Below are 24,765 nucleotides of genomic sequence, written 5' to 3'. Positions count from 1 at the left end.
CTCGGCCATCTCCGCGCGTAGACCTGATCGCCTCGTAAGCTGTCCCCATGGCGAAGTGGACCCCCAGGCACGAGGCGCCGGAGCCCCTTGAGGGCCCCGTGGTCGCCACCATCACCGGCGGCACCATCCTGTGGTTCGTCCTCTTCCTGGTGCAGCTCCCCTTCTACGGCTGGTTCGACGACCGCGGCCTCACCTGGTGGGTGTGGACGTGCCTGGCCGGCGGCGGGCTGGGACTGATCGGCATCTGGTACGTCCGCAAGCGCGACGCCGCGATCAAGCGCGCGGCGGCCGCCGACGGGCTGACCGCGACGCCCTCAACCGACTGATGCCGGGAGACTGGGCACCTTCCTGCCCGCTCTCCCGCGAGACACGTCCCCGCACCCTCCCTACGCTCGTAGAAGGCGGCTGAACGCTCGAAAACCGTCAGCGCGAAACCGCCGTCCGACCGGTGAGGAGCGCAGCGATGACGATGCAGAACAGCGCGGCCGAGGCCGACCGTGCCCTGAAGTCCAAGCACCGGGCGATGTGGGCCCAGGGCGACTACCCGTCCCTGGCCGCCGAGGTCATCCCCGAGCTGGGAGCGATCCTGGCCGAGGCGTGCGGGGTGCGCTCCGGCCTACGGGTGCTGGACGTGGGCGCCGGCTCCGGAAACGCCGCGATCCCGGCGGCCCTGACCGGGGCGGACGTGGTGGCCTCCGACCTCACCCCCGAGCTGTTCGAGGCGGGCCGGCGGGTGGCCGAGAAGCAGGGCGCCCGCCTCACCTGGCAGGAGGCCGACGCCGAGGCCCTGCCCTACGGGGACGCCGAGTTCGACACCGTGCTGTCCTGCGTCGGCGTCATGTTCGCCCCGCACCACCAGCAGGCCGCCGACGAACTCGTGCGGGTCTGCCGCCCCGGCGGCACCATCGGGCTGCTCAGCTGGACGCCCCAGGGCTTCATCGGCCGGATGTTCGCCGCCATGAAGCCGTACGCGCCACCGCCCCCGCCCGGCGCCCAGCCGCCCCCGCTGTGGGGGGACGAGGACCACGTCCGCGCCCTCCTCGGCGACCGGGTCACGGACGTCAGCGCCGAACGCCGCACGGTCCGGGTGGACCGCTTCGAGACGCCGGAGATGTTCCGCGACTACTTCAAGGAGCGCTACGGCCCGACCATCAGCGTCTACAAGAACATCGCCGGCGAGCCCGAACGCACCGCCGCCCTGGACGGCGCCCTGGTGGACCTCGTCCGCGACGGCGACCAGGGCACGGGCTCCGGCAGGACCGTCCTGGAGTGGGAGTACCTGCTGTTCACCGCCCGCCGGGCGGGCTGACACCGGGACGCGGCACCGTGGTCCGACGGCGCACAACTGCCGTACGACCACGGCACGAAGTCCGTCCTTCCCAGGTCGGATCTTCGCCGCATTCAGCGGGTGAAGCGGCAAATCCGCACGTACCGTCGAATGCATGACGCATCTCGACGCGGGTGCCCGCCCCGACTCCGCGCTGCCGGCGACGGTCACCTCCCGCGAGACCGGCCTGACCGGTGCTCAGGTCGCCGAACGGGTGGAGCGCGGCCAGGTCAACGACGTGCCGGTGCGCAGCAGCCGGTCCACCGTCGACATCGTCCACGCGAACGTCTTCACCCGCTTCAACGCGATCATCGGCGTGCTGTGGCTGATCATGCTGGTGGTCGCGCCGATCCAGGACAGCCTGTTCGGGTTCGTGATCCTCGCCAACACCGGCATCGGGATCGTCCAGGAGTGGCGGGCGAAGAAGACCCTGGACTCGCTCGCGCTGATCGGCGAGGTGCGGCCCACCGTACGGCGCGACGGGACCGCCGCACCGGTCAGCACCTCCGAGATCGTGCTGGACGACCTGATCGAGATCGGGCCCGGGGACAAGGTCGTCGTCGACGGTGTCTGCGTCGAGGCCGACGGTCTGGAGATCGACGAGTCGCTGCTCACCGGCGAGGCCGACCCGGTCGTCAAACACCCCGGCGACCACGTCATGTCGGGCAGCTTCGTGGTGGCGGGCGGCGGGGCCTTCCAGGCGACGAAGGTCGGCCGCGAGGCCTACGCCGCCCAGCTCGCCGAGGAGGCCTCGCGCTTCACCCTCGTCCAGTCCGAGCTGCGGTCGGGCATCTCCACCATCCTCAAGTACGTCACCTGGATGATGGTCCCGACCGCGATCGGCCTGATCATCAGCCAGCTGGTCGTGAAGGAGAACGCCTTCGACGACTCCGTCGCCCGCACCGTCGGCGGCATCGTCCCGATGGTCCCCGAGGGGCTGGTCCTGCTCACCTCGGTCGCCTTCGCCATCGGCGTGATCCGCCTGGGCCGCAAGCAGTGCCTGGTGCAGGAGCTGCCCGCGATCGAGGGACTCGCCCGGGTCGACACCGTCTGCCTCGACAAGACCGGCACCCTCACCGAGGGTGGCATGGACGTCACGGAGCTGCGCCCGCTCCAGGGCGCCGACGAGACCTACGTACGGAGGGTGCTCGGCGCGCTCGGCGAGTCCGACCCGCGGCCGAACGCTTCCCTGAAGGCGATCATCGACGCCTACCCGGCCGTCGAGGGCTGGCGCTGCACCGAGGCCCTGCCGTTCTCCTCCGCCCGCAAGTACAGCGGCGCCGTGTTCAGCGAGGGCGACGGGCAGACCGGCCGGTGGCTGCTGGGTGCACCCGACGTGCTCCTCGCGGACGACGATCCGGCCCTGGCCGAGACCGGGCGGCTCAACGAGCAGGGCCTCCGCGTGCTGCTGCTCGTCCGGGTCGCGCGGGACCTGGACGATCCCGACGTGACGCGCGGGGCGAAGCCCACCGCCCTGCTCGTGCTGGAGCAGCGGCTGCGGCCGGACGCCGCCGACACGCTGCGCTACTTCGCCGACCAGAACGTCCGGGCCAAGGTCATCTCCGGCGACAACGCGGTGTCGGTCGGGGCGGTCGCCGCCAAGCTCGGGCTGTCCGGCACGACCGTGGACGCACGGCGGCTGCCCGCCGAGCCGGACGGAATGGCCGACGCGCTCGACGACGGCACGGTGTTCGGGCGGGTCACCCCGCAGCAGAAGCGGACCATGGTGGGCGCGCTGCAATCCCGCGGCCACACCGTCGCGATGACGGGCGACGGGGTGAACGACGTCCTCGCCCTGAAGGACGCCGACATCGGCGTTGCGATGGGCTCCGGCTCGGAGGCGACCCGGGCGGTCGCGCAGATCGTGCTGCTGAACAACAGTTTCGCGACGCTGCCGTCGGTGGTCGCCGAGGGGCGCCGGGTCATCGGCAACATCACGCGGGTGGCGACGCTGTTCCTCGTCAAGACGGTCTACTCGGTGCTGCTGGCCGTCCTGGTGGTCTGCTCGCAGGTGGAGTACCCGTTCCTGCCGCGCCATCTGACCCTGCTGTCGACGCTGACCATCGGCATCCCGGCGTTCTTCCTCGCGCTCGCGCCCAACAAGGAGCGCGCGAAGCCGCATTTCGTACGGCGGGTCATGCGGTACGCGATCCCGGGCGGGGTCGTGGCGGCGGTGGCGACCTTCGCGACGTACCTCCTCGCCCGGGAGCACTACACGGGGCCGGGGGCGCTGGACGCGGAGACCAGCGCGGCGACGCTCACGTTGTTCCTGATCTCGATGTGGGTGCTGGCGATCATCGCCCGGCCCTACACCTGGTGGCGGGTCGCCCTCGTCGCGGCCATGGCCGGGGCGTTCCTGCTGGTGCTGGTCGTGCCGTGGTTGCAGCACTTCTTCGCGCTGAAGCTGGTGGGGGTGACGATGCCGTGGACCGCCGTCGGCATCGCGGCGGTGGCGGCGGCCGCCCTGGAACTCCTGTGGAGGTGGGTGGACCGCCGCTTCGCCGCGTAGCGGGCCCTACTTCACGTCGACGAAGTCACCCGTGGCGTTGACCGCCGGGGTGGTCGTGGTGCCCGCGAAGGAGTAGCGGAAGTAGCCGTCCTCCGAGGCCTTGACGGTGGTCTTCAGCTCGCCCGTGGAGTTGGACTTGATGGTCTTCACGGTGGTGTAGGTGTTGCTGTTCTTCTTGCGGAACTGCAGCTTCACCGACTGGTTGGTGTAGCCGTGGTACTTGTTGTCGTCCCAGTTGGCGCGGGACAGCTTGCCGGTGACCGTGATGGTCTTGCCCTTCTTCACCGGCTCGGGCGAGGCGTTGACCGTCAGCTTCGAGTAGCGCTGGAGCTTGAAGGAGTTCGTCGGGTCCTTCACCGCGACACCGACGTTGTCCAGGTTCGGGTTCTCGGGGTCCTCGCCGTTGAACGCGACCGCGAACGCGGCCGCCTTCCAGGAGCCGGCGTCCTCGTTCAGCAGCGCGAACGGGTCGATCTCGACGGTTGCCTTGCAGCTCGCGACGGTCGCGGACGAGTCCGTGCAGGTCGCGTCGTTGCTGTCGAAGAAGAAGGCCGAGTCCTCGAACGAGGCACCGCGGTACAGCTCGACGCCCGCGAAGAAGTCCGCGGCGTGGATGTTCACCTCCTTGCCGTGGGTCAGCGTGAAGGACACGGGGACCTTGACCACGTTGGTGGTGCCGACGGCGATGTTCTTGCCGTTGTTGACCTTGACCGAGGAGAAGGTCGCGTTCAGCGCGATCGGCGCGCCGTCCACGGTGCCGACGAAGGCCGAGCGGCCGGAGTCGGAGTGGAGGACCTCGCTGGCGGCGGCGATGTCGGCGGGAACCTTCGGCTCCGCGGCCTGCGCGGCCGGAACGGCGAGGGCGGAGAGGGCCAGGGCGCCGGTGACGGCGGCCACGGTGGCTCGGATACGCATGCGTTCTCCAGGTGGAGAGGGGCCCCGGTGCTCGTCGTCGGCTCTCGGGGCCCAAGTGATCGTGGAGTCTGTTGACTCACGTGATCAGATAGCCCAGCCATGCGCATGGTTGTACGACAGGTGAAAAATATGTGCGGAACTTTTCACCAGCGGTCACACGTCACCACTGGGCTCGGTCGCACGTCACCACCGGCTCAGTCGAACCACCGGTCCCGCGCCAACTCCTCGGTCCGTGACGGGTCTTCCAGCAGCGCCGCCACCTCGAACCGCCGCGGCCACTGCCCCGCCGCCCAGGCGAGCCCCGCGGCGACGCCCTCCAGGGTGGCGGCGTGCAGGACGCCGTCGACGGTGAGGCGCCAGTCGATCTCCACGCCGTCGACGACGAGTTCCTCGTGCTCGACGTAGAACGACGGGGTGTTCCGGCCGAGCAGCACCCGCACCGGCTCGGGCACGTCGTGCTCGGTGCCCTCGGAGGTGACCTCCCCGGTGACGGACTCGCTCAGCCGCCGCACCTGGAACAGTTCGGCCAGATCTGCGGCGCGCGACGGCCGTACGGGAAGCAGCGGGACGCCCTCGGTGAACGGAAGCAGGTCGGGCGAGTCGCACACCACGGCGTCGGCCGCGTCGACGACCTCCACCCGGCCGTCGGTGACGGCCCGCAGGTCGTCCGGCAGCGTCACCTGCTCCGGGTCCAGCTCAGCCAACGACCCGTACAGAGCGTGCAGCTGAGAGCTCGTCACCTCGCGCTCGGGGTCGGCGAGCCGCTCCAGCAGCTCGGCGGCGCCGCCGGGCTCGTCCAGCAGCGCGGCGACGGACGTCCGCACGCCCAGTGCCCGCAGCACCTGCTCGTCCTCGAACCCGGTCGCGTCGGCCTCGTCGTAGAGCCCGCGCAGCAGCGGGTCTCCGCCGGCGGCCCGCAGACCGGCCGGGCGGCGGCCGTCGAGCACCGGGTTCCCGCGCAGCCACCAGGCGGTGTAAGGGCGGACGACCTCGTGCGTCCCGTCCGGCAGCAGGATCCGCACCGGTTGGACGATGGCGTCCCGGAGCGGCGGCCGGGACAGCAGCGTCAGCGCCTGCGCCCACTTGTCCTCGTCGACGAGGTCCAGATCCCGTACGGCGACGATCTCGGTGGCGACCGGCGGCACCGGGCTGTCCGGGAAGCGGTCGAGGACGTCCTCGCACCACACATCGACGGCGTCCAGCAGGCCCGCGTCGTCGGGCTCGGCGAAGTCGCCCTCGCGGGGCTCCAGTTCGTCCGGGTCGAGGACGACGTCGGTGGCGCGGACGATCACGAAGTCCACCAGGACACCGCAGGCGGCCAGCGGCTGCTCGCCCCACTTGTCGGCTACCTCGGCGTCCACGGCGGCGAGTTCGCCCTCGCGCATGACCTGGGCGAAGGGGCTGCCGGGGTAGACGAGTTCGCAGGCCGGGGCCGGTTCGCCGTCCTCGTCGGGCAGGGCGAGCGCGCCGAGCCAGGGCTCGTCACCGGGCTCCAGGCCGGCGTCCCGCACCAGCGCGAGCACGGTGTCGGCCAGTTCGTCGGCGTCGAGGACGTCCTCCTCCCAGTTCACGCCGCCCTCGTCGTCCAGGGACGCGGCGACGGCGGCCCGGACCTGCGGGGTGGTGAGGACGGCCCGGGGCGTCGCGGGCAGGGCGCCCAGCTTCTCCAGGATCGGGTGGGCGGCGTCCGGATGGGCGACCTTCAGGCCGAGCCGGGCCAGCACCTCGGGGTCGATCCGGGCGGTCTCCGCGCCGGGCAGCAGGATCTGCCGGGGCCCGATGGTCGTCCGGCCGTCGGCCAGCGGGACCGGGAGCCCCGACAAGCGGTCGGGGTCGGTCCCGGCCAGGCTGTCGTAGAGCCGCCGCCACCAGCCGGGCTCCTTCTCCAGCCCGGCGAGGCGGTCGATCGCGTCGGTCAGCGGGACGCGGGCGACGCCCAGGGTCCGCAGCTCCGCGCGGCGCTCCAGCCCGGCGGGCAGCAGGGTGGGCAGCACCTCGGCGAGCACCCGCACGGTGTCCGCGCCCGCGCCCTCGACGATCTCGGCGTCCCGGGGCCGCAGGGCATCGGGCAGGTCGTCGCCCTCACGGGGAGGGAGGGCGGGCGGCAGGAACGAAGTACGAGGCAGCCGGTCCAGGATCGCCTGGCGCAGGGCGCCGTCCAGCTCGCCCTTGCCGAGCGGGCCGGGTACCAGGCCGATGATCCCGGAGGTCACCGGCCGCCAGTCGCCGAGGAGTTCGGCGTAGGCGTCGGCCGCGCGCTGGACGAGGAAGTCGGTCAGCGGGCCGGGGGCGGCGTGCCGGCGGGTGGAGTCCAGCGGGAACGAGGCGATGAGCAGCGCGGGGACGCCGAGCGGTTCGTCGCTCGGGGTGGGGGCGTGCACGACCGCGCTGGTGCGGGGCCGGGCCGGGCTGCCGTCGCTGTCCACGGGGACGGCCCAGGTGACGGACCAGTGGGGCCGCAGCCGCTCCTCGACGGGCCGGTCGGTGAGGAGGTCGGGGGTGAGGGGGCCGTGAGCAGCCGTGGTGCGCCAGTGGGTGACACCGTGGACGGAGTCGTCGACGACGGTGAAGGCACCGTCGGTACGGCGGGTGAGGGTCCGCGGGCTCTCCCCGTTGATCTCGACGACCAGCTCTTCGAGGCCGGGGAGGGTGAGCAGCAGGGCGTCGTCGACGGCCCGCAGCAGCCGCTCGGCGAGATCGGCGGCGGCCGCGTCGCGCAGCGGCAGGATGACGGCGGTGTCGTAGGGGTCGGGTGCGGTGCCCTCGGCGGCGTACGGCAGCCGCAGCAGCGGTACGTGTCCGTCCCGGCGCCGGACCTCGTCGCCGAGGCCGGGGCTGTGCCGGGCGGTCTCGGCGGCCAGTGCCCTGGCCTCGGCGAGGGACCAGCGCACACCGCCGTGACGGCCGACGACGGCGGGCTCGTCGGTGACGGAGAGGACGGCGGCGAACCCGACACCGAACCGTCCCACGGAGGACGTGTCGCGCGGGTCCCTCTTGGCCGAGGCGCGCAGCGTGGACAGGGACTCCACGCCGGCGGCGTCCAGCGGGGCGCCGGTGTTGGCGGCGACGAGCACCCCGTCGCGCAGGGTGAGCCGCAGCCGGCCCGGCTTTCCGGCCCGGGCCGCGGCGTCGGCGGCGTTCTGGGCGAGCTCCACGACGAGCCGGTCCCGGTAGCCGCCGAGGACCAGGTCCTCCTCGGCGTTGGCGTCCTCGCGGAACCGGGCGGGGCTGGTGGCCCAGGCGTCGAGGACACCGCGCCGCAGGCGGGCGGTACCGAACGGATCGGCCCCCTCGGCGGCGGGCCGCACGAACTTGCTGCTCACGTTCCGTTCCTTCTCCTCGTGGACGTGAGGACGAAGGTACCGCCTGAGAAGCACCCACCGTGCGCCCGCCCGACGCGGACCACCGGGGCCCGGGACCTCGACGGCGTCGCGGGCGACCGGTGGCTCGGCGGCACAGGGCACCCCCGCCGAGCGGACCCCCGATGGGTCGGTGGCGTGCGGGACCCCGCCGGAGCGCCCCCCAAGATTCGGCAGTGTGCGGCACTCCGTCCAGGCCAGCCGCCGGTGACCCGGCCGGGTGCGGACCCCGGAGCCGAGCGGCTCCCAAGGACCCGGCAGCGCACGGGACCCGTCCCGGGCAACCACCGACCGCACGGCCGGGCGCGAGCACCGTAGCCACGCAGACCGCCGGTGACACAGCCGGGCGCGGACCCCGGAGAGCCGAGCGGACCGCCAAGACTCGCCAACCCAACGCACCCCGACCCGGGCCAACCACCGGACGCACGGCCGGGCGCGAGCAGCCAGGCAGACCGCCGGTGACACAGCCGGGCGCGGACCCCGGAGCCGGGCGGACCGCCAAGAACTCGGCAGCGCGCAGCGCCCCGCGTCAGGCCGGCCGCCGTCGGCTACGAGTGGCCCAGGTCCTCCGAGTCCGCGTCCGCCGTCGGTGTCACCGAGCCCGAGTCCGAGGACGGGCGCAGCGGGAACGGGTCGACGCGGGTCTCGTCGATGACCGGGGCGGCCGGCTGGGGCGGGCGGGGCATGACCGCGGCCTCGGAGTGGCCGCCGCAGCCGTAGGCGAGGGAGACCAGGCGGCCGTCGGCCGGGGAGAACTCGTTGGCGCAGGCGCCGAAGGCCTGGCCGAGGGAGCCGCCGATGGGGACGAGGAAGCCGCAGCTGACGCAGGCGGCCGGGGCCGACTGGGCCATGGGCGTCTTGGGGCCGAACGCCTCCTCCCAGCGGTCGGCCGCGGTGTGCAGGCCGTAGCGGGACAGGACGCGGGCCCGGCGCATGCCCAGTTCCTCGGCGATCGCCGGGATCGAACCGCGCAGGGGGGCGACCGTGAAGCCGGACGAGGGGCCCGTGGTGAGATCCGCGTCCTCCGCCTCCACCAGGTCGGCCATCTCGTGCGACACGGGAACGTTCGGCGCGGGCTCGTCCTCGCCCGTGTAGCCCGGCTCCAGCCGCAGGTCCTCGGCGTCGGTGGGCAGCAGGTCGCCCGGCCCCATGTCGCCGGGCCGCAGCCGTTCGCTCCACGGCACCCACTCGGGCGCCAGCACGGCGTCCGGGCCGGGCAGCAGCGCGGCCTCGTCCACCGTGACGATCTTCGCCCGGGACGCCCGGGCCACCGTCACGGCCCAGCGCCAGCCCCGGTACCCGAGCTCCCGGCACTGGAAGAAGTGCGTGACGACCCGGTCCCCCTCGGAGATCAGGCCTACATGCTCCCCGACGATTCCCGGCGCGGCGGCCTCCTCGGCTGCGGCGCGTGCGAGGTCGACGGCCTCGGCGCACAGACGGTCAGGGGTGCGGCTTCGCGTTGTCGCTGCGCTCACAGGTATCGCTTCTCTCCATACGCCGTCTCACGAGTGCGCCACTCCCAGCGCGGGGGCGGACGGAGCGGACCGGGGGACCGCGTCGACATCCTTCATCCATTTTGCGGGATGGCTGAGATACGCACGCTACCCTTCCGCCCCACTTCGCGTACACCGACGGTCCTGTTGCACCGCCCACCGGACCCCTGGCCGCCCCCCGGACAGTCACCCCACAGGCCCTATACAAGCGGTAATGGCACTACCCACGGCCTTATCGGGGCACTATGACGTCGTGGCAGCCGCGAAGACACCCCCGGGCGCCACCGGGACCGGTGGGTCGAAAGGGGTCAAGGGAAGCAGCCGACTGAACGGACCGGGCCGTCTGCGCGGCTCCTTCCGTGCGGTCGGCCGTGCCCTGCACTTCCCCGTGACCGGCACGGCCCGCGGTATCCGCAAGGCCACCCACGCGCACGGCGCCGGCGAGTCCGGCCTCGGCAAGCTGATCGAACTGCACGGCGTGAACGGCGCCGGCGACGTCATGATCACCGTCGCCCTGGCCTCCACGGTCTTCTTCTCCGTGCCCACCGACGAGGCCCGCGGCCGCGTCGCTCTGTATCTCGCCATCACCATGGCGCCCTTCACCCTCCTCGCGCCCGTCATCGGCCCGCTCCTCGACCGCATCCCGCACGGCCGCCGTGCCGCGATGGCCGGCGCGATGCTGGCCCGGGCGCTGCTCGCGATCGTCCTGTCCGGCGCGGTCGTCAGCGGCGGCCTGGAGCTCTATCCGGCCGCGCTGGGTGTCCTTGTCTCGTCGAAGGCGTACGGCGTGGTCAGAAGCGCCGTGGTGCCCCGGCTGCTGCCACCGCGCTTCTCCCTGGTGAAGGCCAACTCGCGGGTCACCCTCGGCGGCCTCCTCGCCACCGGCATCGCCGCGCCCATCGGCGCCGGACTCCAGCAGATCGGGCCGCGCTGGCCCCTTTTCGGCGCCTTCGTGCTGTTCGTCGCGGGGACGATCCTGTCGTTCACGCTGCCGCCGAAGGTCGACTCCGCCAAGGGCGAGGACCGCGCCCTGCTGGCCGCGGACGAGCAGCACCTGCACGGGCCGCACCGGCAGCCCGTCAAGCGCCCCGGGCTGCGCACGGTCGGCCCGGCCGTCACCCACGCCCTGGCCGCCAACGCCGCCATCCGCTGTCTGACCGGGTTCCTGATCTTCTTCCTGGCGTTCCTGCTGCGCGAGCACCCGGTCTCCGGCCAGAGCGCCGCCGTGTCGCTGGGGATCGTCGGCGTGTCGGCGGGCGTGGGCAACGCGCTCGGTACGGCCGTCGGGGCGTGGCTGCGCTCCCGGGCGCCGGAGATCATCATCGTGACGGTCGTGGCGGGCGTGGCGGGCGCGGCGATCACGGCCGCGGTGTTCTTCGGCGCGGTCCTGGTGGCCGCTCTGGCGGCGATCGCCGGGTTCGCGCAGGCCCTGGCCAAGCTGTCGCTGGACGCGCTGATCCAGCGGGACGTGCCCGAGAGCGTGCGTACGTCGGCCTTCGCCCGCTCCGAGACGCTGCTGCAGATGTCCTGGGTGCTGGGCGGGGCGGTCGGCATCGCGATGCCGCTCAACGGCACGGCCGGGCTGGCGGTGGGCGCCGCGATCGTCGGCGTCGGGTGGCTGACGACCGTGCGGGGGCTGATCGACTCGGCCCGGCGCGGGGGCCCGGGGCGGGCGCGTGTGGCGTAGGGCCCTTCTGATGGATCTCCGGGGGAGCCGTACCCCGCGTGGGCGGTGCGACCCGCGCGCCCTATAGCCTTCGCCCATGAACACGTTGCAATCCGTTGTGCGACGCCGCCGCGCCGTCGCCGTCGCCGGTGTCGTATCCGCCGGACTGCTCGTCCTGTCTGCCTGTGACAAGCCGACGCCGATGGCCACGGTCACCGTGGGCAGCGACTCGGTGAACTCCGAGGCCACCTGCGGCGGCGAGGGCGACGCCCTGAAGCCGTCCGACCTCTCCGGGTGCCTGAAGAACAAGGGCATCAAGAGCATCTCCGTCGACCCCGACGAGACGGTGCGCTTCGGTGTCGACCCCGAGATCGCCGACAACGGCTGGACGATCCTGATGAACGGTCAGCCGCTGACCGACTCCAGCACGAAGACCTACCGCACGATTCCGGGCAGCGTGTTCTTCAACGCCCAGTACGGCGCGCAGGGCAACTCGACGCTGGTCTCCATCAAGGAAGGCGACAAGGACACCTCCGGGCTCTGGAACTTCAAGCTCAAGAAGGACGCCTGATCGCTGCCACCGGCCTTGGCCGGGTTCTTGTGGCCACCGCAGTCTCCGTGGAGAGGGACGCGGTGGCTCAGGCCTTTCCCGGCCACGGCGGGTTTGAGGTGATCGCCGCCGGTGTCGGGCCCGCGCTCGCCGCCGCCTCCACCGCCTCCGCGCTCACCGCCGCCGCCCTGAAGGGCGCGCCCTACGGCCTGGTCGTGTCGGCCGGGATCGGGGGCGGGTTCCAGCCCGAGGCGCCGGTGGGGTCGCTCGTGGTCGCCGACGGGATCGTCGCGGCCGATCTGGGGGCCGAGACCGAGGACGGGTTCCTTCCGGTGACCGAGCTCGGGTTCGGGACGGTCCTGCACGAGCCGTCGGCGGATCTCGTCCGGCGGGTCGCCGAGAACGCCGGGGCGAGGACCGGGGCCGTGCTCACGGTGTCGACCGTGACCGGGACGGCCGCCCGGGCCGCCGTGCTGCGGGAGCGGCACCCCACCGCCCTCGCCGAGGCCATGGAGGGCTTCGGCGTCGCCGAGGCCGCCGCCGCGCAGGGGGTGCCCGTGCTGGAGATCCGCGCGATCTCCAATCCCGTCGGGCCGCGTGACCGCGCCGCATGGCGGATCGGCGAGGCTCTGGCAGCCTTGACCGAGGGGTTCGGGAAGCTCGCGCCCGTACTGGAGAGTTGGAACCGGCATGACAGTTGAGCTGCAGATCGCGTACTCGCCCTGCCCGAACGACACCTTCGTCTTCGACGCCCTCGCCCACGACCGGGTCCCCGGCGCCCCTGCCCTCGACGTGACCTTCGCCGACATCGACATCACCAACGGCATGGCCGAGCGCGGCGAGTTCGACGTGCTGAAGGTGTCGTACGCGGTGCTGCCCTACGTGCTCGACGACTACGCCCTGCTGCCCTGCGGGGGCGCGCTGGGGCGGGGCTGCGGGCCGCTGGTGCTGACGCGGGAGGCCGGTGGTGGGGGCGCCTCCCTGCTCGAGCGAAGCCGAGGGCTTGGGGGACTCACGGGGCGGACCGTGGCGGTGCCCAGTGATAAGTCGACCGCGTACCTGCTGTTCCGGCTGTGGGCCGCGGACACGATGGCGGACGGGGTCGGCGAGATCGTCGTCATGCCGTTCCACGAGATCATGCCGGCCGTGCGGGACGGGAAGGTAGACGCGGGGCTCGTGATCCACGAGGCGCGCTTCACGTACCGGAACTACGGGCTGCACAAGCTCGCCGACATGGGCGAGCACTGGGAGAACACCACGGGGCTGCCGATCCCGCTGGGCGCGATCATCGCCAAGCGGTCCCTGGGCGAGCAGAAGCTGCGGCTGCTGGCCGACTCGATCCGCACGTCCGTGCGCGCCGCCTGGGACGATCCCGAGGCGTCCCGGCCGTACGTCATGGAGCACGCCCAGGAGATGGACCCGGCCGTCGCCGACCAGCACATCGGGCTGTACGTCAACGAGTTCACCGCGGACCTCGGCGAGGACGGCTACGCGGCCGTGCGCGGGCTGCTGACCCGCGCGGCGGCCGAGGGACTCGTACCGCCCCTCGGCCCGGACGCGCTGCGTTTTCCCTGAGGCCTCACACGTCCAGCTGGTCGGCGACCGCGCGCAGCAGGCCGGCGATCTTCTTGCCCGCCGTCTTCTCGGGGTAGCGGCCGCGCTCCAGCATCGGCGTGATGTTCTCCAGGAGGGTCGTCAGGTCCTGGACGATGGAGGCCAGCTCGTCCGGCTTCTTGCGGGTCGCTGCGGCGACGGAGGGGGTCGGGTCCAGGATCGTCAGGGACAGCGCCTGGTCGCCGCGCTGCCCGGCGACGACGCCGAACTCGACGCGCTGGCCCGGCTTGAGCATCTCGACTCCGGCGGGGAGGACCGAGGAATGGACGAAGACGTCACCGCCGTCGTCGCGGGAGAGAAAGCCGAAGCCCTTCTCGCTGTTGAACCACTTGACCTTGCCGGTAGGCACGTCTGTCCTCGTCCTCGTACTCGTCGGAAAACTGCTTCTGGAAACGGCTCTTGATAGCACTCGGGCGGGTCGTACGACCCGCCGGTACCCAGGCTAATGCTCTTGCAGCCGGTGACAAGACGTCACCCGGTTGTTCCTTCGCGCTGGGAACTACCCTGGTCGGGTGCGTGACAAAACCCAAACGAATTCCGCCGCTCCCGGTGACCGCCTGGTCCGTGCCGGAGCCGTCGTCTTCTTCATCGGCGCCCTGGCCACACTGGTCACGGTCGCCCCGCTGTTCCTCGGGACGACTCCCTTTCCGACGTACATGTTCGGATTGAGCATGCTCATGGCCGTCGGATTCCTGATGGCCGGTGCGGGAGTACTGCGTTCCGTGGCGGCGGGCCGCCGTCAGGCGCGCGCGGGGCGGTAGTCCGAAAGCCACCGCGGGAATTCGGTCAGATCGGTGAGGACGACGTCCGCGCCCGCCGCGCGCAGTTCCTCTTCGGGGCAGGGGCCGGTGGCCACGGCGACCGAGAGCGCCCCGGCGGTCCGGGCGCCGCGGACGTCCCCGACGTGGTCGCCGACGTAGACGCCCGCGTCGTGCTCGCGCAGGGCCTCCGCCTTCTGCTCGGCCCACAGGTCGCCGATGACGGCGTCGGGCTCGATGCCGAGGTGGGCGAGGTGCAGTTTGGCGTTGGGCTCGTACTTGGCGGTGACGACTATCGCGCGTCCGCCGGCCTCCCGTACGGCCGCGATGGCCTCGCGGGCGCCGGTCATCGCCGGGGTCGCGGTGATGGCGATGGCCGGGTACATCTCCCGGTACAGGTCCGCCATGGCCGCGATCTCCTCGGCCGGGAACCAGTTGATCAGCTCCTCGGCCAGCGGCGGCCCGAGCCGTGTGACCGCCAGGTCGGCGTCGATGTACGTGCCCGTCCGCTCGGACAGCGCCTGGTAGCAGGCGCGGATGCCGGGCCGGGAGTCGATGAGGGTCATGTCGAGGTCGAAGCCGACGGTGAGCGCGGGCGGGGTCATGAAGGCCATATGGGCCATTGTGCCCAGAGGGTGTGACCGCCAGGCGTCCGGCTGTGGCGCCCTAGCGCGGGCGCTGTGAGCGCCACACCAGGAACAGGGCGGACGTCACCGCCGCGCCCCTGACCACCCACGGCCAGGTCTCCGCCACCGCGGCGTTCATGTGGCCCTCGGCGATCGGGTCGCCCCAGCGGCCGTTCATCCGGCCCCACAGCCACACCAGGCCCCCCGCCACGGAGAGGCTCGGCAGGATGACGACCGCCCACTTCGTCTCGGCCTGGGTGAGGCGGCGGGAGGCGTAGGCGATGAGCCAGCCGAGCAGGAGGACGAACCAGTTGCCGAGGACGGCACCGGCGACGAGGAGGCCTGCGGCGATCAGGAGGAGCGGGTTGCTCCAGTTCGTCGTGGGCAGACGCGGGAGACGGCGGCGGCCGCCCTGCTCGGTCACCTCGGCGGTCTCGACGACCGGGGCCGTTTCCTCGGCGTCCGGCTTGGCCTTCTCCGCCTTCCGCGGCGCCGGCGGCTTCAGCAGGTCCGGCACCTCCACGCCGCCCACGAACCCCGGCACCTCGTCGCCCACGCCGAAGGGGCCGCTGTCCACCCGCCACCAGTCCGGCTTGTGCGTGCTGTCGCCGAGCTCGTGCCCGGCGGCCAGGTGCGGCGGGGCCGGGCCGTCGGAGGGCGCGGGATGCGGCTCCCCGGCGGACCGCGCGGGCCGGGGACGCGGTACGACGCGCCGCATGACGCCCTGCGTCCGCTCCTCCGGCTCGGCCTCGCGCTGCACGGGGACCGAGGCGGGGGCGGCGCTGTGCGGCTCACCGCCCGTACCGCCCGCCGCCGCGGTCACGATGTCGTCGGGGCTGCCCAGGCGGGACAGGATGCGGCGGACGGCGGCGGGCGAGTCGACGGTGGCCTTCGCGCGGCGCTTGTCGATCTCGTTGCGCAGGTCCGCGACCAGACGCATACGGGTGGCCGACGACAACTGCCGCTGCTGGGCCACGTCGCCGACGCGGCTCAGATACTCGTAAACGACCTGGTCGCTCTCAATCCCCACGAAGTCCCCTCCGGGGCGGGTGCGTTGCGTGACGCCGTCGCACGACGGTACCGCGAGTGCCCACGAAGCGGCCAAAACCCCGTCCCGCGTTCGGGTAAGGGGACCCGGCCGGGGCCCCGCACAGTCGGCCCTGCCGCCGGGGCCGACCCGCTACCGTGGACCGGATGAGCACCGAGGACAGGCCCCCGGCCCCCCGCTCCCTCGCGGAAGAGCTCCGCGCGCGGGGCGACGCTTCGCTGGGCGCGCTCCTGCGCAGCCGCCCGGATCTCATCACGCCCGTCCCCACCGACCTCACCCAGCTCGCGACCCGGGCCGGCACCCGTGCCTCGGTCGTGCGGGCGCTGGAGCGGCTGGACCGGTTCGCGCTCCAGACGGCGGAGGCACTGGCCGTGGCGGCGGACCCGGCGGCGTACGGCGAACTGCTCGGGCTCATGGCCGGGGACGACGCCGACCCGGCCGTCGTCGCCGCGCTGCCGCACGCCCTGGACGTTTTGCGCGAGCAGGCCCTGGTGTGGGGTGACGACGACCGGCTGCGACTGGTGCGCACGGCGCGTGAGCTGCTGGCGCCCTCGCCGCAGCACCCCTCGCCGACCGGGCTCGGCCCGACGGTCCAGGAGGCCACCGCCGGAATGTCCCCGGGCCGGATCCAGGAGATCGTCACGGCCGCGGGACTCGCCTCGACGCACGACTCGGTCTCCGCGGTGACCGCCCTGGCCGGGCTGTTCACGGACCGGGCCCGGATGGCCGCGCTGCTCGCCGACGCCCCGGCCGACTCCCTCGACGTGCTGGAGCGCCTGGTGTGGGGGCCGCCGTACGGGCAGGTCACGGCCGATCCGGCGCCCCGGCTGCGCTGGCTGCTGGACCGCGGACTGCTGCTGCCGACCGCGCCCGGGACGGTCGTCCTGCCGCGCGAGGTCGCCCTGCATCTGCGGCGGGGCCTGGCGCACCGGACGCCCGAGCCGATGCCGCCGGTGGTCGAGACGGCGGCCGTTCACCGTCCACAGGTTGTGGACAGTGCCGCGGCCGGGCAGGCGTACACCGCGCTCGCGACCGTCGAGGAGCTGCTGAAGGACTGGGACGAGGGCGGGCCCGCGGTGCTGCGGGCCGGTGGGCTGAGCGTGCGCGACCTGAAGCGGACCGCCGTCGCGCTCGACGTGCCCGAGCCGGCCGCCGCGTTCTGGGTGGAGCTGGCGTACGCGGCGGGCCTGATCGCCTCGGACGGCGAGGCCGACGAGCGGTACGCGGCGACCCCGGCGTACGACGAGTGGCTGGAACTGCCCGCCGCCGAGCGCTGGTCGCTGCTGGTCACGGCGTGGCTGGCGGCGACCCGCACGGCCGGTCTCGTGGGCGGGCGGGACGCCAAAGACCGTACGTTGTCGGCGCTCGGGCCGGGCCTGGACCGCTCGGCCGCGCCCGAGGTACGGCACCGGGTGCTGGCGCTGCTGGCCGGGCTACCGGAGGGCGCCGCGCCCGCCGCCGGGTCGGTGCTGGCCCGGCTGCGCTGGGAGCGGCCCCTGCGCGGCGACCGGCGCGAGGACGATCTGCGCGGCCGGCTCGCCGAATGGGCGCTGTCCGAGGCGGAGCTGCTGGGTGTCACGGGCCGGGGCGCGCTGTCGGCGCAGGGCCGGGCGCTGCTGGGCGCGCCCGCGGCTCCCACGCCGGGCCCGGAAGCGGAACCTGCCGGGCCGGGGGACAAGCTGCCCGTCCACCACCATCACCGCACCACCCCGCTCGCTCCCCTCTCCCCCGCCGAACAGGCCGTTGCCTCCGCCGCCGCGGCCCGGCTGCTCGCGCCGCTGCTGCCCGAGCCGCTGGACCACGTGCTGCTCCAGGCCGACCTGACGGCGGTGGCGCCCGGCCCGCTGCAACGGCCGCTCGCGGACATGCTGGACGTGCTGGCGGACGTCGAGTCCAAGGGCGGGGCGACCGTCTACCGGTTCACGCCCGGCTCGGTGCGGCGGGCGCTGGACGCCGGGCAGGCCGCCTCCGACCTGCACGCCTTCCTCGCCACGCACTCCCGCACGCCGGTACCGCAGCCGCTCGCGTACCTGATCGACGACGTGGCCCGCCGGCACGGGCATCTGCGGGTCGGCGCGGCCTCGGCGTATGTGCGCTGCGACGACGACGCGATGCTCAGCGAGATCCTGGCCGACAAGCGGGCCGCCGGGCTGGGGCTGCGCCGGCTCGCCCCGACCGTGCTGGCCGCCCAGACCGACCCGGCCGGGCTCCTGGAAGGCCTGCGGTCGATGGGGTTCGCACCGGCCGCCGAGTCCGCCGAGGGCGATGTGCTGATCACCCGCGCCCTGGCCCACCGCACCCCGCCGCGCACCGCGCCCGAGCCGGTCCCGGACGGCCCGCCGGTCCCCGACGACACCCTCCTCGCGGCCGCGCTGCGCGCCATCCGAGCCGGCGACCTCGCCTCCACCACCCCGCGCAAGCCCGGTGCGGCCCCGGCGGCCAACGGCGAGCTGCCCCGCACCGGTGCCGCCGAGACCCTCGCCACCATGCAGGCCGCCGTCCTCACCGGCGAGGCCCTGTGGATCGGCTACGTGAACGCCGAGGGCGCCGCCAGCCAGCGGGTCGTCGCCCCGATCCGCGTCGAGGGCGGCTTCGTCACGGCGTACGACCACACCGCGGACGAGGTCCGCACGTATCCGCTGCACCGGATCACCGGGGTGGCGGAGCTCGCCGACGACGCGGGCTGACGACCACACGGACCACCGCACTGACGAGGACGCGGGGGCCGTCACCCGTTCGGGTGCAGGCGGGCGTTCATGCACGCCACGCCGGGGATTTCCCACGCTCGGGCGACCTTCCCGGGCGTGCCGCATCACGTCGTGCGCGCGGGGGCAGCCACCGGGTGTCCTCGTGAGCTCCGCCGAAAGGAAGTCCGCGCATGCGCGCTGTCCGCCGAGTCGCCGCCGTCCTCGTCACCGCCGCCCTGATGACGTTCGGGGGGCTCGCCACCCCGGCCTCCGCGGTGAGCATCGACGTCGCCGGCCTCGTCCTGGAGACACCGCAGATCTGATCCGCTTCCGCGCGCTCCGCGTGCCGGTCCGGGCGTCCCCCCGGGCCGGCACGCGGCGGTGCGGTGTCGCCGTCCCCCGATGTCAGTCTCCGAAAGGCCCTGCCGTTCCCATGCGTGAGAACCTGCCCGCCGCCGCCCTCTGTGCCGTCGCGCTCGTGGGGGCGCTCGCGCCCTCCGCCGCAGCGGCCCCCGCGCTGCCCCTGCCCCTGCCGGTCGCCGCCGTGGAGCCGCTGGTCACCGAGGGGGTCACCGTCGAAGGGCCGTTGATCCAGAACGTCAGTCTGCCCACGTTGAAGTAGCGCGGCGCGTCCGGTAGCTGTCCCCGTCCAGCCGCACGACGTCGGCGTGATGGGCGAGCCGGTCCGTCAGCGCCGGGGCGGACGGGCCGAAGACCTCGTCCCAGCGGCCGAGCGGCCGGTCGCTGGTGACGATCAGCGAGGCCCGTTCATAGCGGTGGGCGACGAGCTGGAAGAACAGGCCCGCCGTCGCCGGGTCGAGGGGCGTGTAGCCGACCTCGTCGACGATCAGGAGGGGGTGATCGTCGAGGGCGGTCAGCTCCGCGTCGAGCCGGCCGGCGGCCCGGGCGTCCGCGAGCCGGGCAGCCCACTCGGCGGCGGTCGCGAACAGCACGCGGTGCCCGGCCTGGCACGCACGGACGCCCAGGGCGACGGCCAGATGAGTCTTGCCGGTGCCGGTCGGGCCGACGAGGACCACGTTGCGCCGGGCGGTGACGAAGTCCGCCTTGCCGAGCCGCGCCACGGCCTCCCGGTCGAAGCCCCGGGGGTGCTGCTCGTCGAAGTCCTCCAGCAGCTTGCGCGCGGGGAACCCGGCGGCGCGGATGCGGGCCTCGGCGTCGGCGTCCGGTTCGGGCTGTCGCGGGAGGGCGGGCGGGGCGGCCGGGGTCTCGGGGTCCGGCTTCTCCTGCCGCCGGCCCGTGTGCCCGTGCTCCTGGGGGCGGGCGGCCTCGGCCGGTGCGGACGGGGAACGGTCGCCGTGGGCGCGGTCCGTCTGGGCGACCATCGGCCCCGACATGTAGGCGAGGATCGCCGCCGACGCGATGAACGCCATGTGGATCACCGTCCCCCACAACAGGGCGTGGTGGGACGTGTGGTGGACGTCCACGAACATCTGGAGCAGGTGCACGGAGGAGATGCCCACGATCGCCGTGGCGAGCTTGACCTTCAGTACGTTGGAGTTGACGTGGGAGAGCCATTCGGGCTGGTCACGGTGGCCCTGGAGGCCGATGCGCGAGACGAACGTCTCGTAGCCGCCGACGATCACCATGATCAGCAGGTTGGCGATCATGACGACGTCGACCAGCTTGAGCACGGCGAGCATCACGTACGTCTCGGTGGCGTGCCCGCTCACGCACATCAGGATTAAGGTCCACAGCTCCTTGAAGAACTTGTAGACGTAGACGCCCTGGGCGGCCACCAGCCCGAAGTACAGCGGGGCCTGGAGCCAGCGGGTGGCGAACAGGGCGTAGCCCAGCGTGGTGGTCGTCGGGTTCTGCACCCTCGCCATTCTTCGGGGCCGCGATGGAAAAACTGAATTCACACCACACGTTGGGATGAATAGGCATTCAGTACGACCGGACGCGCAGATCACACCACCCGACCCGGTCGATCAGGCACACTGGACGTTTGGCCGAGGCGTCGCGCTGTCGAGCCGTCCGAGTCCTCCGGCCGCAGAAAGGGTGCCGCGCGTGAATGGTCCGCTGATCGTCCAGTCCGACAAGACCCTGCTCCTGGAAGTCGACCACGAGCAGGCCGACGACTGCCGCCGGTCCATCGCCCCGTTCGCGGAACTGGAGCGGGCGCCGGAGCACATCCACACCTACCGCGTCACCCCGCTGGGCCTGTGGAACGCCCGCGCGGCGGGCCACGACGCCGAGCAGGTCGTGGACGCGCTCGTGCAGTACAGCCGCTACCCCGTGCCGCACGCGCTGCTCGTCGACATCGCCGAGACGATGGACCGCTACGGCCGTCTCACCCTCTCCAAGCACCCGGCGCACGGGCTGGTGCTGACCACCACCGACCGCCCGGTGCTGGAGGAGATCCTCAGATCGAAGCGGGTCACGCCGCTGGTGGGGGCCCGCATCGACCCGGACACGGTCGTCGTGCACCCTTCCGAGCGCGGGCAGATCAAGCAGACGCTGCTGAAGCTGGGCTGGCCGGCCGAGGACCTCGCCGGGTACGTCGACGGCGAGGCGCACGAGATCGAGCTGGCCGAGGACGGCTGGGCGCTGCGGCCGTACCAGAAGCAGGCCGTGGAGAACTTCTGGCACGGCGGCTCGGGCGTCGTCGTCCTGCCCTGTGGCGCCGGGAAGACGCTGGTCGGGGCCGGGTCGATGGCCCAGGCGAAGTCGACCACCCTCATCCTCGTCACGAACACCGTCTCCGCCCGGCAGTGGAAGCACGAGCTGGTGAAGCGGACCTCGCTCACCGAGGAGGAGATCGGCGAGTACAGCGGGACGAAGAAGGAGATCCGGCCCGTCACGATCGCCACGTACCAGGTGCTGACGACCCGGCGGAAGGGCGTCTACCCGCACCTGGAGCTGTTCGACTCACGGGACTGGGGCCTGATCGTCTACGACGAGGTGCACCTGCTGCCCGCGCCGGTCTTCAAGTTCACCGCCGACCTCCAGGCCCGGCGGCGGCTCGGCCTGACCGCCACCCTGGTGCGCGAGGACGGCCGGGAGTCCGACGTGTTCTCCCTGATCGGGCCCAAGCGGTTCGACGCGCCGTGGAAGGAGATCGAGGCGCAGGGCTACATCGCGCCCGCCGACTGCGTCGAGGTCCGGGTCAATCTGACGGACGCCGAGCGGCTCGCGTACGCCACGGCCGAGACGGAGGAGAAGTACCGCTTCTGCGCGACGACCGCGACCAAGCGCAAGGTCACGGAGGCCATCGTCCGCCGCTTCGCCGGGCAGCAGATCCTGGTCATCGGCCAGTACATCGACCAGCTCGACGAGCTCGGGGAGCATCTGGGCGCGCCCGTGATCAAGGGCGAGACGTCGAACGCGCAGCGGGAGAAGCTCTTCGACGCCTTCCGGGAGGGCGAGATCAGCGTGCTCGTCGTGTCCAAGGTCGCGAACTTCTCGATCGACCTTCCGGAGGCGACGGTCGCCATCCAGGTCTCGGGCACCTTCGGCTCCCGGCAGGAGGAGGCCCAGCGCCTCGGCCGGGTCCTGCGGCCCAAGTCCGACGGCCACCAGGCGCACTTCTACTCGGTGGTCGCCCGGGACACCATCGACCAGGACTTCGCCGCCCACCGCCAGCGGTTCCTGGCGGAACAGGGGTACGCGTACCGGATCATGGACGCGGACGAGCTGCTGGCGGAGAGCTGAGCCAGGAGGGGCGGGGCCCGTTACCTGCGGCGGCGGACCACGCCGACTTCCTCTCCGTACTCACCGAGTACGACCACGTCGAAGGCGGCGCCCGCGAAGACCTTGACGGCGCGCAGGGCATCGCCGAGGCGGTGGCGGTGACTGCCGGCCACGGCGGTGGCGCCGGGCGGGCGGCCCGGTGCCGGGGCGGGGTGGATGGTTGCTGCGCTCATGTCTCCATGGTGCGTTTTCGACCGTAAAGCCTGCGTCGGTCTCTGGACCGAACCTTGCGGCGGTCCGCGTACGCCCATGGGGCGACCCGTTCCCCTGAGGGAGGAGGGCCCTGTCCCCTAGGGGATGAGGGAGCGAGGACGGGCTGAGAAAACCGTTGGCGACCGGCGCCCCCGCTCCTCTAAGATCTCCGCTCTTGCCCGCCTCCCTCACGGAGCGCCGCCGACCGGACGGAAACCGGCCGGCATCTCACCGCCCACTCTTCAGCAGGTCCCTCCGGAGGCACCCCCTTGTCCACGCCCGTCGACGACCCGCTCTCGCGTGAGCGCTCCCACCTCTCCGCGTCCCGTTCCGCCCTGCGCGCCATGCGCGAGGACGTCGAGGCCCTCGACATCAGCGACGTCACCGCGAACTGGGTCAACGCCGAGGTGCTGGCCCGCCAGATCGAGGAGCGCATCAAGGCCCTCGCGGACCTCAGCGACACCCCGCTGTTCTTCGGCCGGCTCGACTACCTGTGCGCGCCGGGCGCCGAGCAGGCCGAGGGGGCGCAGGGGGAGCGCTTCTACATCGGACGCCGGCACGTGCACGACCACGACGGCGACCCCATGGTCATCGACTGGCGCGCACCGGTCTCGCAGCCGTTCTACCGCGCCTCCAAGAAGGACCCGATGGACGTCGCGCTGCGCCGCCGCTTCGGCTACACGCGCGGCGACATCACGGCGTACGAGGACGAGCACCTGTCGGACCCGGCGGAGGCGGCCCGGACCAGCAAGTTGCTCCAGCAGGAGATCGAGCGGCCGCGCGTCGGTCCGATGCGGGACATCGTCGCGACGATCCAGCCGGAGCAGGACGAGATCGTCCGGTCCGGCCTCTCCGGCACGGTGTGCGTGCAAGGGGGCCCGGGCACCGGGAAGACGGCCGTCGGCCTGCACCGGGTCGCCTACCTCCTCTACGCCCACCGCGAGCGCCTCGCCCGCACCGGCACACTGGTCATCGGGCCGAACCGGTCCTTCCTGCACTACATCGAGCAAGTGCTGCCCGCGCTGGGCGAGTTGACCGTGCAGCAGGCGACCGTCGACGACCTCGTCGCCCACGTCGAGATCAAGGGCACGGACGACGCGCGAGCCGCCGTGGTCAAGGGCGACGCCCGGCTGGCGCGGGTGCTGCGCCGGGCCCTCTACGCGCACGTCACGATGCCCGTCGAGCCGGTCGTGGTCGTGCGCGGCTCCCGCCGCTGGCGGGTACCGGCGTACGAACTGGAGGAGCTCGTCCGCGAGTTGCTCGACCGGGACATCCGCTACGGCGCCGCCCGCGAGGCCCTGCCGCAGCGCATCGCGCACGCCGTGCTGGTGCAGATGGAACGGTCGGGTGAGGCGCCGGACGACCGGGTGCAGGACGCGGTGGCCCGCAACAGCGCGGTCAAGGCGGCGGTGAAGGCGGTCTGGCCGGCGGTCGACCCGGCGAAGCTGGTGCTGCGGCTGCTGTCGGACGCGGAGTTCCTCGCGGCGCACGCCGAGGGAATCCTCGACGCGGACGAGCAGAAGGCGATCCTCTGGGCGAAGCCGGCACGCAGCGTGAAGTCGGCCAAGTGGTCGGCGGCGGACGCCGTCCTGATCGACGAGGCCACGGACCTGATCCAGCGCACGCACTCCCTCGGGCATGTCGTCCTCGACGAGGCGCAGGACCTCTCCCCCATGCAGTACCGGGCGGTCGGCCGCCGCTGCACCACCGGCAGCGCGACCGTCCTCGGCGACCTGGCGCAGGGCACGACGCCGTGGGCGACCCGGAACTGGCAGGAGGCGCTGACGCACCTGGGCAAGCCGGAGGCGCTGGTGGAGGAGCTGACGGCCGGTTTCCGCGTCCCGACGGACGTCATCACCTACGCCTCCCGGCTGCTCCCGCACATCGCCCCCGGGCTCACCCCGGTCGTCTCGATCCGCGAGAACCCGGGCCACTTCGAGGTGCGGCCGGTCTCCGGCCCGAAGGACGTGGTCGAGGCCTGTCGCGAACTGCTGCGCCACGAGGGCTCGACGGGCCTGATCGCGGCGGACGCCCGCGTCCCGGAGCTGGCGGGGGCCCTCGAGCAGGCCGGGATCCCGTACCTCGGCCCCGGTGAGGAGACGACCATGGACACCCGCCTGACCCTGGTCCCGGCGTCCCTCGCGAAGGGCCTGGAGTACGACTACGTCGTCCTGGACGAACCCCAGGCCGTGGTCGACGGCGAGCCGGACGAACGGACGGGGCTGCGGCGGCTGTACGTGGCGCTGACGCGAGCGGTGTCGGGTCTGATCGTCACGCACACGGCCGGGCTGCCGCCGCAGCTGGCGTGAC

At 72.9% G+C, this 24,765-nt stretch carries 21 protein-coding genes; 13 read left to right on the top strand and 8 right to left on the bottom strand.

Annotation, left to right across the window (positions count from 1 at the left end; translation table 11 throughout):
* Positions 1 to 47 precede the first annotated feature (47 nt).
* From BJ965_RS21250 to BJ965_RS21240, 3 genes are all read left to right on the top strand, one after another.
* Entirely contained in the window at positions 48 to 326 is a 279-nt protein-coding gene (locus BJ965_RS21250) for a DUF2530 domain-containing protein (protein ID WP_184910082.1), read from the top strand.
* 137 nt (positions 327 to 463) lie between these two features.
* Complete coding sequence (locus BJ965_RS21245) at positions 464 to 1,309, top strand: class I SAM-dependent methyltransferase (RefSeq protein WP_184910081.1); 846 nt, start codon at positions 464 to 466, stop codon at positions 1,307 to 1,309.
* 133 nt (positions 1,310 to 1,442) lie between these two features.
* Complete coding sequence (locus BJ965_RS21240) at positions 1,443 to 3,836, top strand: HAD-IC family P-type ATPase (protein WP_184910080.1); 2,394 nt, start codon at positions 1,443 to 1,445, stop codon at positions 3,834 to 3,836.
* Between the two features lie 6 nt (positions 3,837 to 3,842).
* Here the strand turns inward: BJ965_RS21240 and BJ965_RS21235 are convergent, their stop codons facing one another.
* From BJ965_RS21235 to BJ965_RS21225, 3 genes are all read right to left on the bottom strand, one after another.
* Entirely contained in the window at positions 3,843 to 4,751 is a 909-nt protein-coding gene (locus tag BJ965_RS21235) for a hypothetical protein (protein WP_184910079.1), read from the bottom strand.
* Between the two features lie 194 nt (positions 4,752 to 4,945).
* Positions 4,946 to 8,074 carry a sacsin N-terminal ATP-binding-like domain-containing protein gene (locus BJ965_RS21230; protein ID WP_184910078.1) on the bottom strand — a complete coding sequence of 1,043 codons (3,129 nt, stop codon included), beginning with the start codon at positions 8,072 to 8,074 and terminating at the stop codon, positions 4,946 to 4,948.
* Positions 8,075 to 8,658: 584 nt separating this feature from the next.
* Positions 8,659 to 9,585 carry a DUF3027 domain-containing protein gene (locus BJ965_RS21225; RefSeq protein ID WP_184910077.1) on the bottom strand — a complete coding sequence of 309 codons (927 nt, stop codon included), beginning with the start codon at positions 9,583 to 9,585 and terminating at the stop codon, positions 8,659 to 8,661.
* A gap of 271 nt (positions 9,586 to 9,856) precedes the next feature.
* Between BJ965_RS21225 and BJ965_RS21220 the strand changes: the two genes are divergently transcribed.
* The 4 genes from BJ965_RS21220 to BJ965_RS21205 all read left to right on the top strand — a co-directional run bounded on the left by BJ965_RS21220 (position 9,857) and on the right by BJ965_RS21205 (position 13,394).
* Positions 9,857 to 11,290 carry an MFS transporter gene (locus tag BJ965_RS21220; RefSeq protein WP_184910076.1) on the top strand — a complete coding sequence of 478 codons (1,434 nt, stop codon included), beginning with the start codon at positions 9,857 to 9,859 and terminating at the stop codon, positions 11,288 to 11,290.
* A 76-nt stretch (positions 11,291 to 11,366) separates the two neighbouring features.
* On the top strand, positions 11,367 to 11,840 hold the full coding sequence (locus tag BJ965_RS21215; protein WP_184910075.1) for a DUF2771 domain-containing protein: 474 nt from the start codon (positions 11,367 to 11,369) through the stop codon (positions 11,838 to 11,840).
* 29 nt (positions 11,841 to 11,869) lie between these two features.
* Positions 11,870 to 12,520 (top strand): futalosine hydrolase, encoded by a 651-nt coding sequence (locus tag BJ965_RS21210; protein ID WP_184910074.1) that lies wholly within the window; start codon positions 11,870 to 11,872, stop codon positions 12,518 to 12,520.
* Positions 12,510 to 13,394: a 1,4-dihydroxy-6-naphthoate synthase gene (locus tag BJ965_RS21205; RefSeq protein WP_184910073.1), complete on the top strand. Its 885-nt coding sequence runs from the start codon at positions 12,510 to 12,512 to the stop codon at positions 13,392 to 13,394. Before BJ965_RS21210 ends, BJ965_RS21205 begins: the two co-directional genes overlap by 11 nt.
* A 4-nt stretch (positions 13,395 to 13,398) precedes the next feature.
* On the opposite strand, the gene BJ965_RS21200 is transcribed toward BJ965_RS21205, so the two are convergent.
* A complete protein-coding gene (locus BJ965_RS21200; protein ID WP_030849358.1) occupies positions 13,399 to 13,782 on the bottom strand; it encodes a cold-shock protein in 384 nt (127 codons plus the stop codon).
* Between the two features lie 163 nt (positions 13,783 to 13,945).
* On the opposite strand from BJ965_RS21200, the gene BJ965_RS21195 reads away from it, so the two are divergent.
* Complete coding sequence (locus tag BJ965_RS21195) at positions 13,946 to 14,194, top strand: hypothetical protein (protein WP_031110609.1); 249 nt, start codon at positions 13,946 to 13,948, stop codon at positions 14,192 to 14,194.
* Here BJ965_RS21195 and BJ965_RS21190 read toward each other — a convergent pair.
* On the bottom strand, positions 14,173 to 14,805 hold the full coding sequence (locus BJ965_RS21190; protein WP_184910072.1) for an HAD family hydrolase: 633 nt from the start codon (positions 14,803 to 14,805) through the stop codon (positions 14,173 to 14,175). The genes BJ965_RS21195 and BJ965_RS21190 overlap by 22 nt on opposite strands.
* 52 nt (positions 14,806 to 14,857) lie before the next feature.
* Positions 14,858 to 15,847: a hypothetical protein gene (locus BJ965_RS21185; protein WP_184910071.1), complete on the bottom strand. Its 990-nt coding sequence runs from the start codon at positions 15,845 to 15,847 to the stop codon at positions 14,858 to 14,860.
* A gap of 164 nt (positions 15,848 to 16,011) precedes the next feature.
* Here BJ965_RS21185 and BJ965_RS21180 point away from each other — a divergent pair, with 164 nt between their 5' ends.
* The 3 genes from BJ965_RS21180 to BJ965_RS21175 all read left to right on the top strand — a co-directional run bounded on the left by BJ965_RS21180 (position 16,012) and on the right by BJ965_RS21175 (position 19,174).
* A complete protein-coding gene (locus BJ965_RS21180; protein ID WP_184910070.1) occupies positions 16,012 to 18,552 on the top strand; it encodes a helicase C-terminal domain-containing protein in 2,541 nt (846 codons plus the stop codon).
* A gap of 191 nt (positions 18,553 to 18,743) precedes the next feature.
* A complete protein-coding gene (locus tag BJ965_RS39945) occupies positions 18,744 to 18,875 on the top strand; it encodes a hypothetical protein (RefSeq protein ID WP_257027809.1) in 132 nt (43 codons plus the stop codon).
* 110 nt (positions 18,876 to 18,985) lie between these two features.
* On the top strand, positions 18,986 to 19,174 hold the full coding sequence (locus BJ965_RS21175; RefSeq protein WP_184910069.1) for a hypothetical protein: 189 nt from the start codon (positions 18,986 to 18,988) through the stop codon (positions 19,172 to 19,174).
* Here BJ965_RS21175 and istB read toward each other — a convergent pair.
* On the bottom strand, positions 19,152 to 20,399 hold the full coding sequence (gene istB, locus BJ965_RS21170) for an IS21-like element helper ATPase IstB (protein WP_184910068.1): 1,248 nt from the start codon (positions 20,397 to 20,399) through the stop codon (positions 19,152 to 19,154). The two genes, BJ965_RS21175 and istB, sit on opposite strands and share 23 nt — an antisense overlap.
* Before the next feature lie 181 nt (positions 20,400 to 20,580).
* On the opposite strand from istB, the gene BJ965_RS21165 reads away from it, so the two are divergent.
* The gene (locus BJ965_RS21165; protein ID WP_184910067.1) at positions 20,581 to 22,224 is read left to right on the top strand and encodes a DNA repair helicase XPB; all 1,644 of its coding nucleotides are present in this window, start codon (positions 20,581 to 20,583) and stop codon (positions 22,222 to 22,224) included.
* A gap of 20 nt (positions 22,225 to 22,244) precedes the next feature.
* On the opposite strand, the gene BJ965_RS21160 is transcribed toward BJ965_RS21165, so the two are convergent.
* Positions 22,245 to 22,436 (bottom strand): hypothetical protein, encoded by a 192-nt coding sequence (locus BJ965_RS21160; RefSeq protein ID WP_184910066.1) that lies wholly within the window; start codon positions 22,434 to 22,436, stop codon positions 22,245 to 22,247.
* Between the two features lie 288 nt (positions 22,437 to 22,724).
* Here BJ965_RS21160 and BJ965_RS21155 point away from each other — a divergent pair, with 288 nt between their 5' ends.
* Positions 22,725 to 24,764, top strand: a complete 2,040-nt coding sequence (locus BJ965_RS21155; protein WP_184910065.1) for a HelD family protein — start codon at positions 22,725 to 22,727, stop codon at positions 24,762 to 24,764.
* The last annotated feature ends 1 nt before the right edge of the window (position 24,765 follow it).

The sequence above is a fragment of the Streptomyces luteogriseus genome (assembly GCF_014205055.1).
GTDB classification, from domain to species: domain Bacteria; phylum Actinomycetota; class Actinomycetes; order Streptomycetales; family Streptomycetaceae; genus Streptomyces; species Streptomyces luteogriseus.
This window is presented reverse-complemented; position numbering and strand designations above follow the sequence as displayed.

Bases quoted from the DNA above. Each gene is read 5' to 3' on its own strand.
- BJ965_RS21250 (WP_184910082.1), top strand. From the start codon at position 48: ATGGCGAAGTGGACCCCCAGGCACGAGGCGCCGGAGCCCCTTGAGGGC.
- BJ965_RS21245 (WP_184910081.1), top strand. From the start codon at position 464: ATGACGATGCAGAACAGCGCGGCCGAGGCCGACCGTGCCCTGAAGTCC.
- BJ965_RS21240 (WP_184910080.1), top strand. From the start codon at position 1,443: ATGACGCATCTCGACGCGGGTGCCCGCCCCGACTCCGCGCTGCCGGCG.
- BJ965_RS21235 (WP_184910079.1), bottom strand. From the start codon at position 4,751: ATGCGTATCCGAGCCACCGTGGCCGCCGTCACCGGCGCCCTGGCCCTC.
- BJ965_RS21215 (WP_184910075.1), top strand. From the start codon at position 11,367: ATGAACACGTTGCAATCCGTTGTGCGACGCCGCCGCGCCGTCGCCGTC.
- BJ965_RS21205 (WP_184910073.1), top strand. From the start codon at position 12,510: ATGACAGTTGAGCTGCAGATCGCGTACTCGCCCTGCCCGAACGACACC.
- BJ965_RS21190 (WP_184910072.1), bottom strand. From the start codon at position 14,805: ATGGCCTTCATGACCCCGCCCGCGCTCACCGTCGGCTTCGACCTCGAC.
- BJ965_RS21180 (WP_184910070.1), top strand. From the start codon at position 16,012: ATGAGCACCGAGGACAGGCCCCCGGCCCCCCGCTCCCTCGCGGAAGAG.
- BJ965_RS39945 (WP_257027809.1), top strand. From the start codon at position 18,744: ATGCGCGCTGTCCGCCGAGTCGCCGCCGTCCTCGTCACCGCCGCCCTG.
- BJ965_RS21175 (WP_184910069.1), top strand. From the start codon at position 18,986: ATGCGTGAGAACCTGCCCGCCGCCGCCCTCTGTGCCGTCGCGCTCGTG.
- istB (WP_184910068.1), bottom strand. From the start codon at position 20,399: ATGGCGAGGGTGCAGAACCCGACGACCACCACGCTGGGCTACGCCCTG.
- BJ965_RS21160 (WP_184910066.1), bottom strand. From the start codon at position 22,436: ATGAGCGCAGCAACCATCCACCCCGCCCCGGCACCGGGCCGCCCGCCC.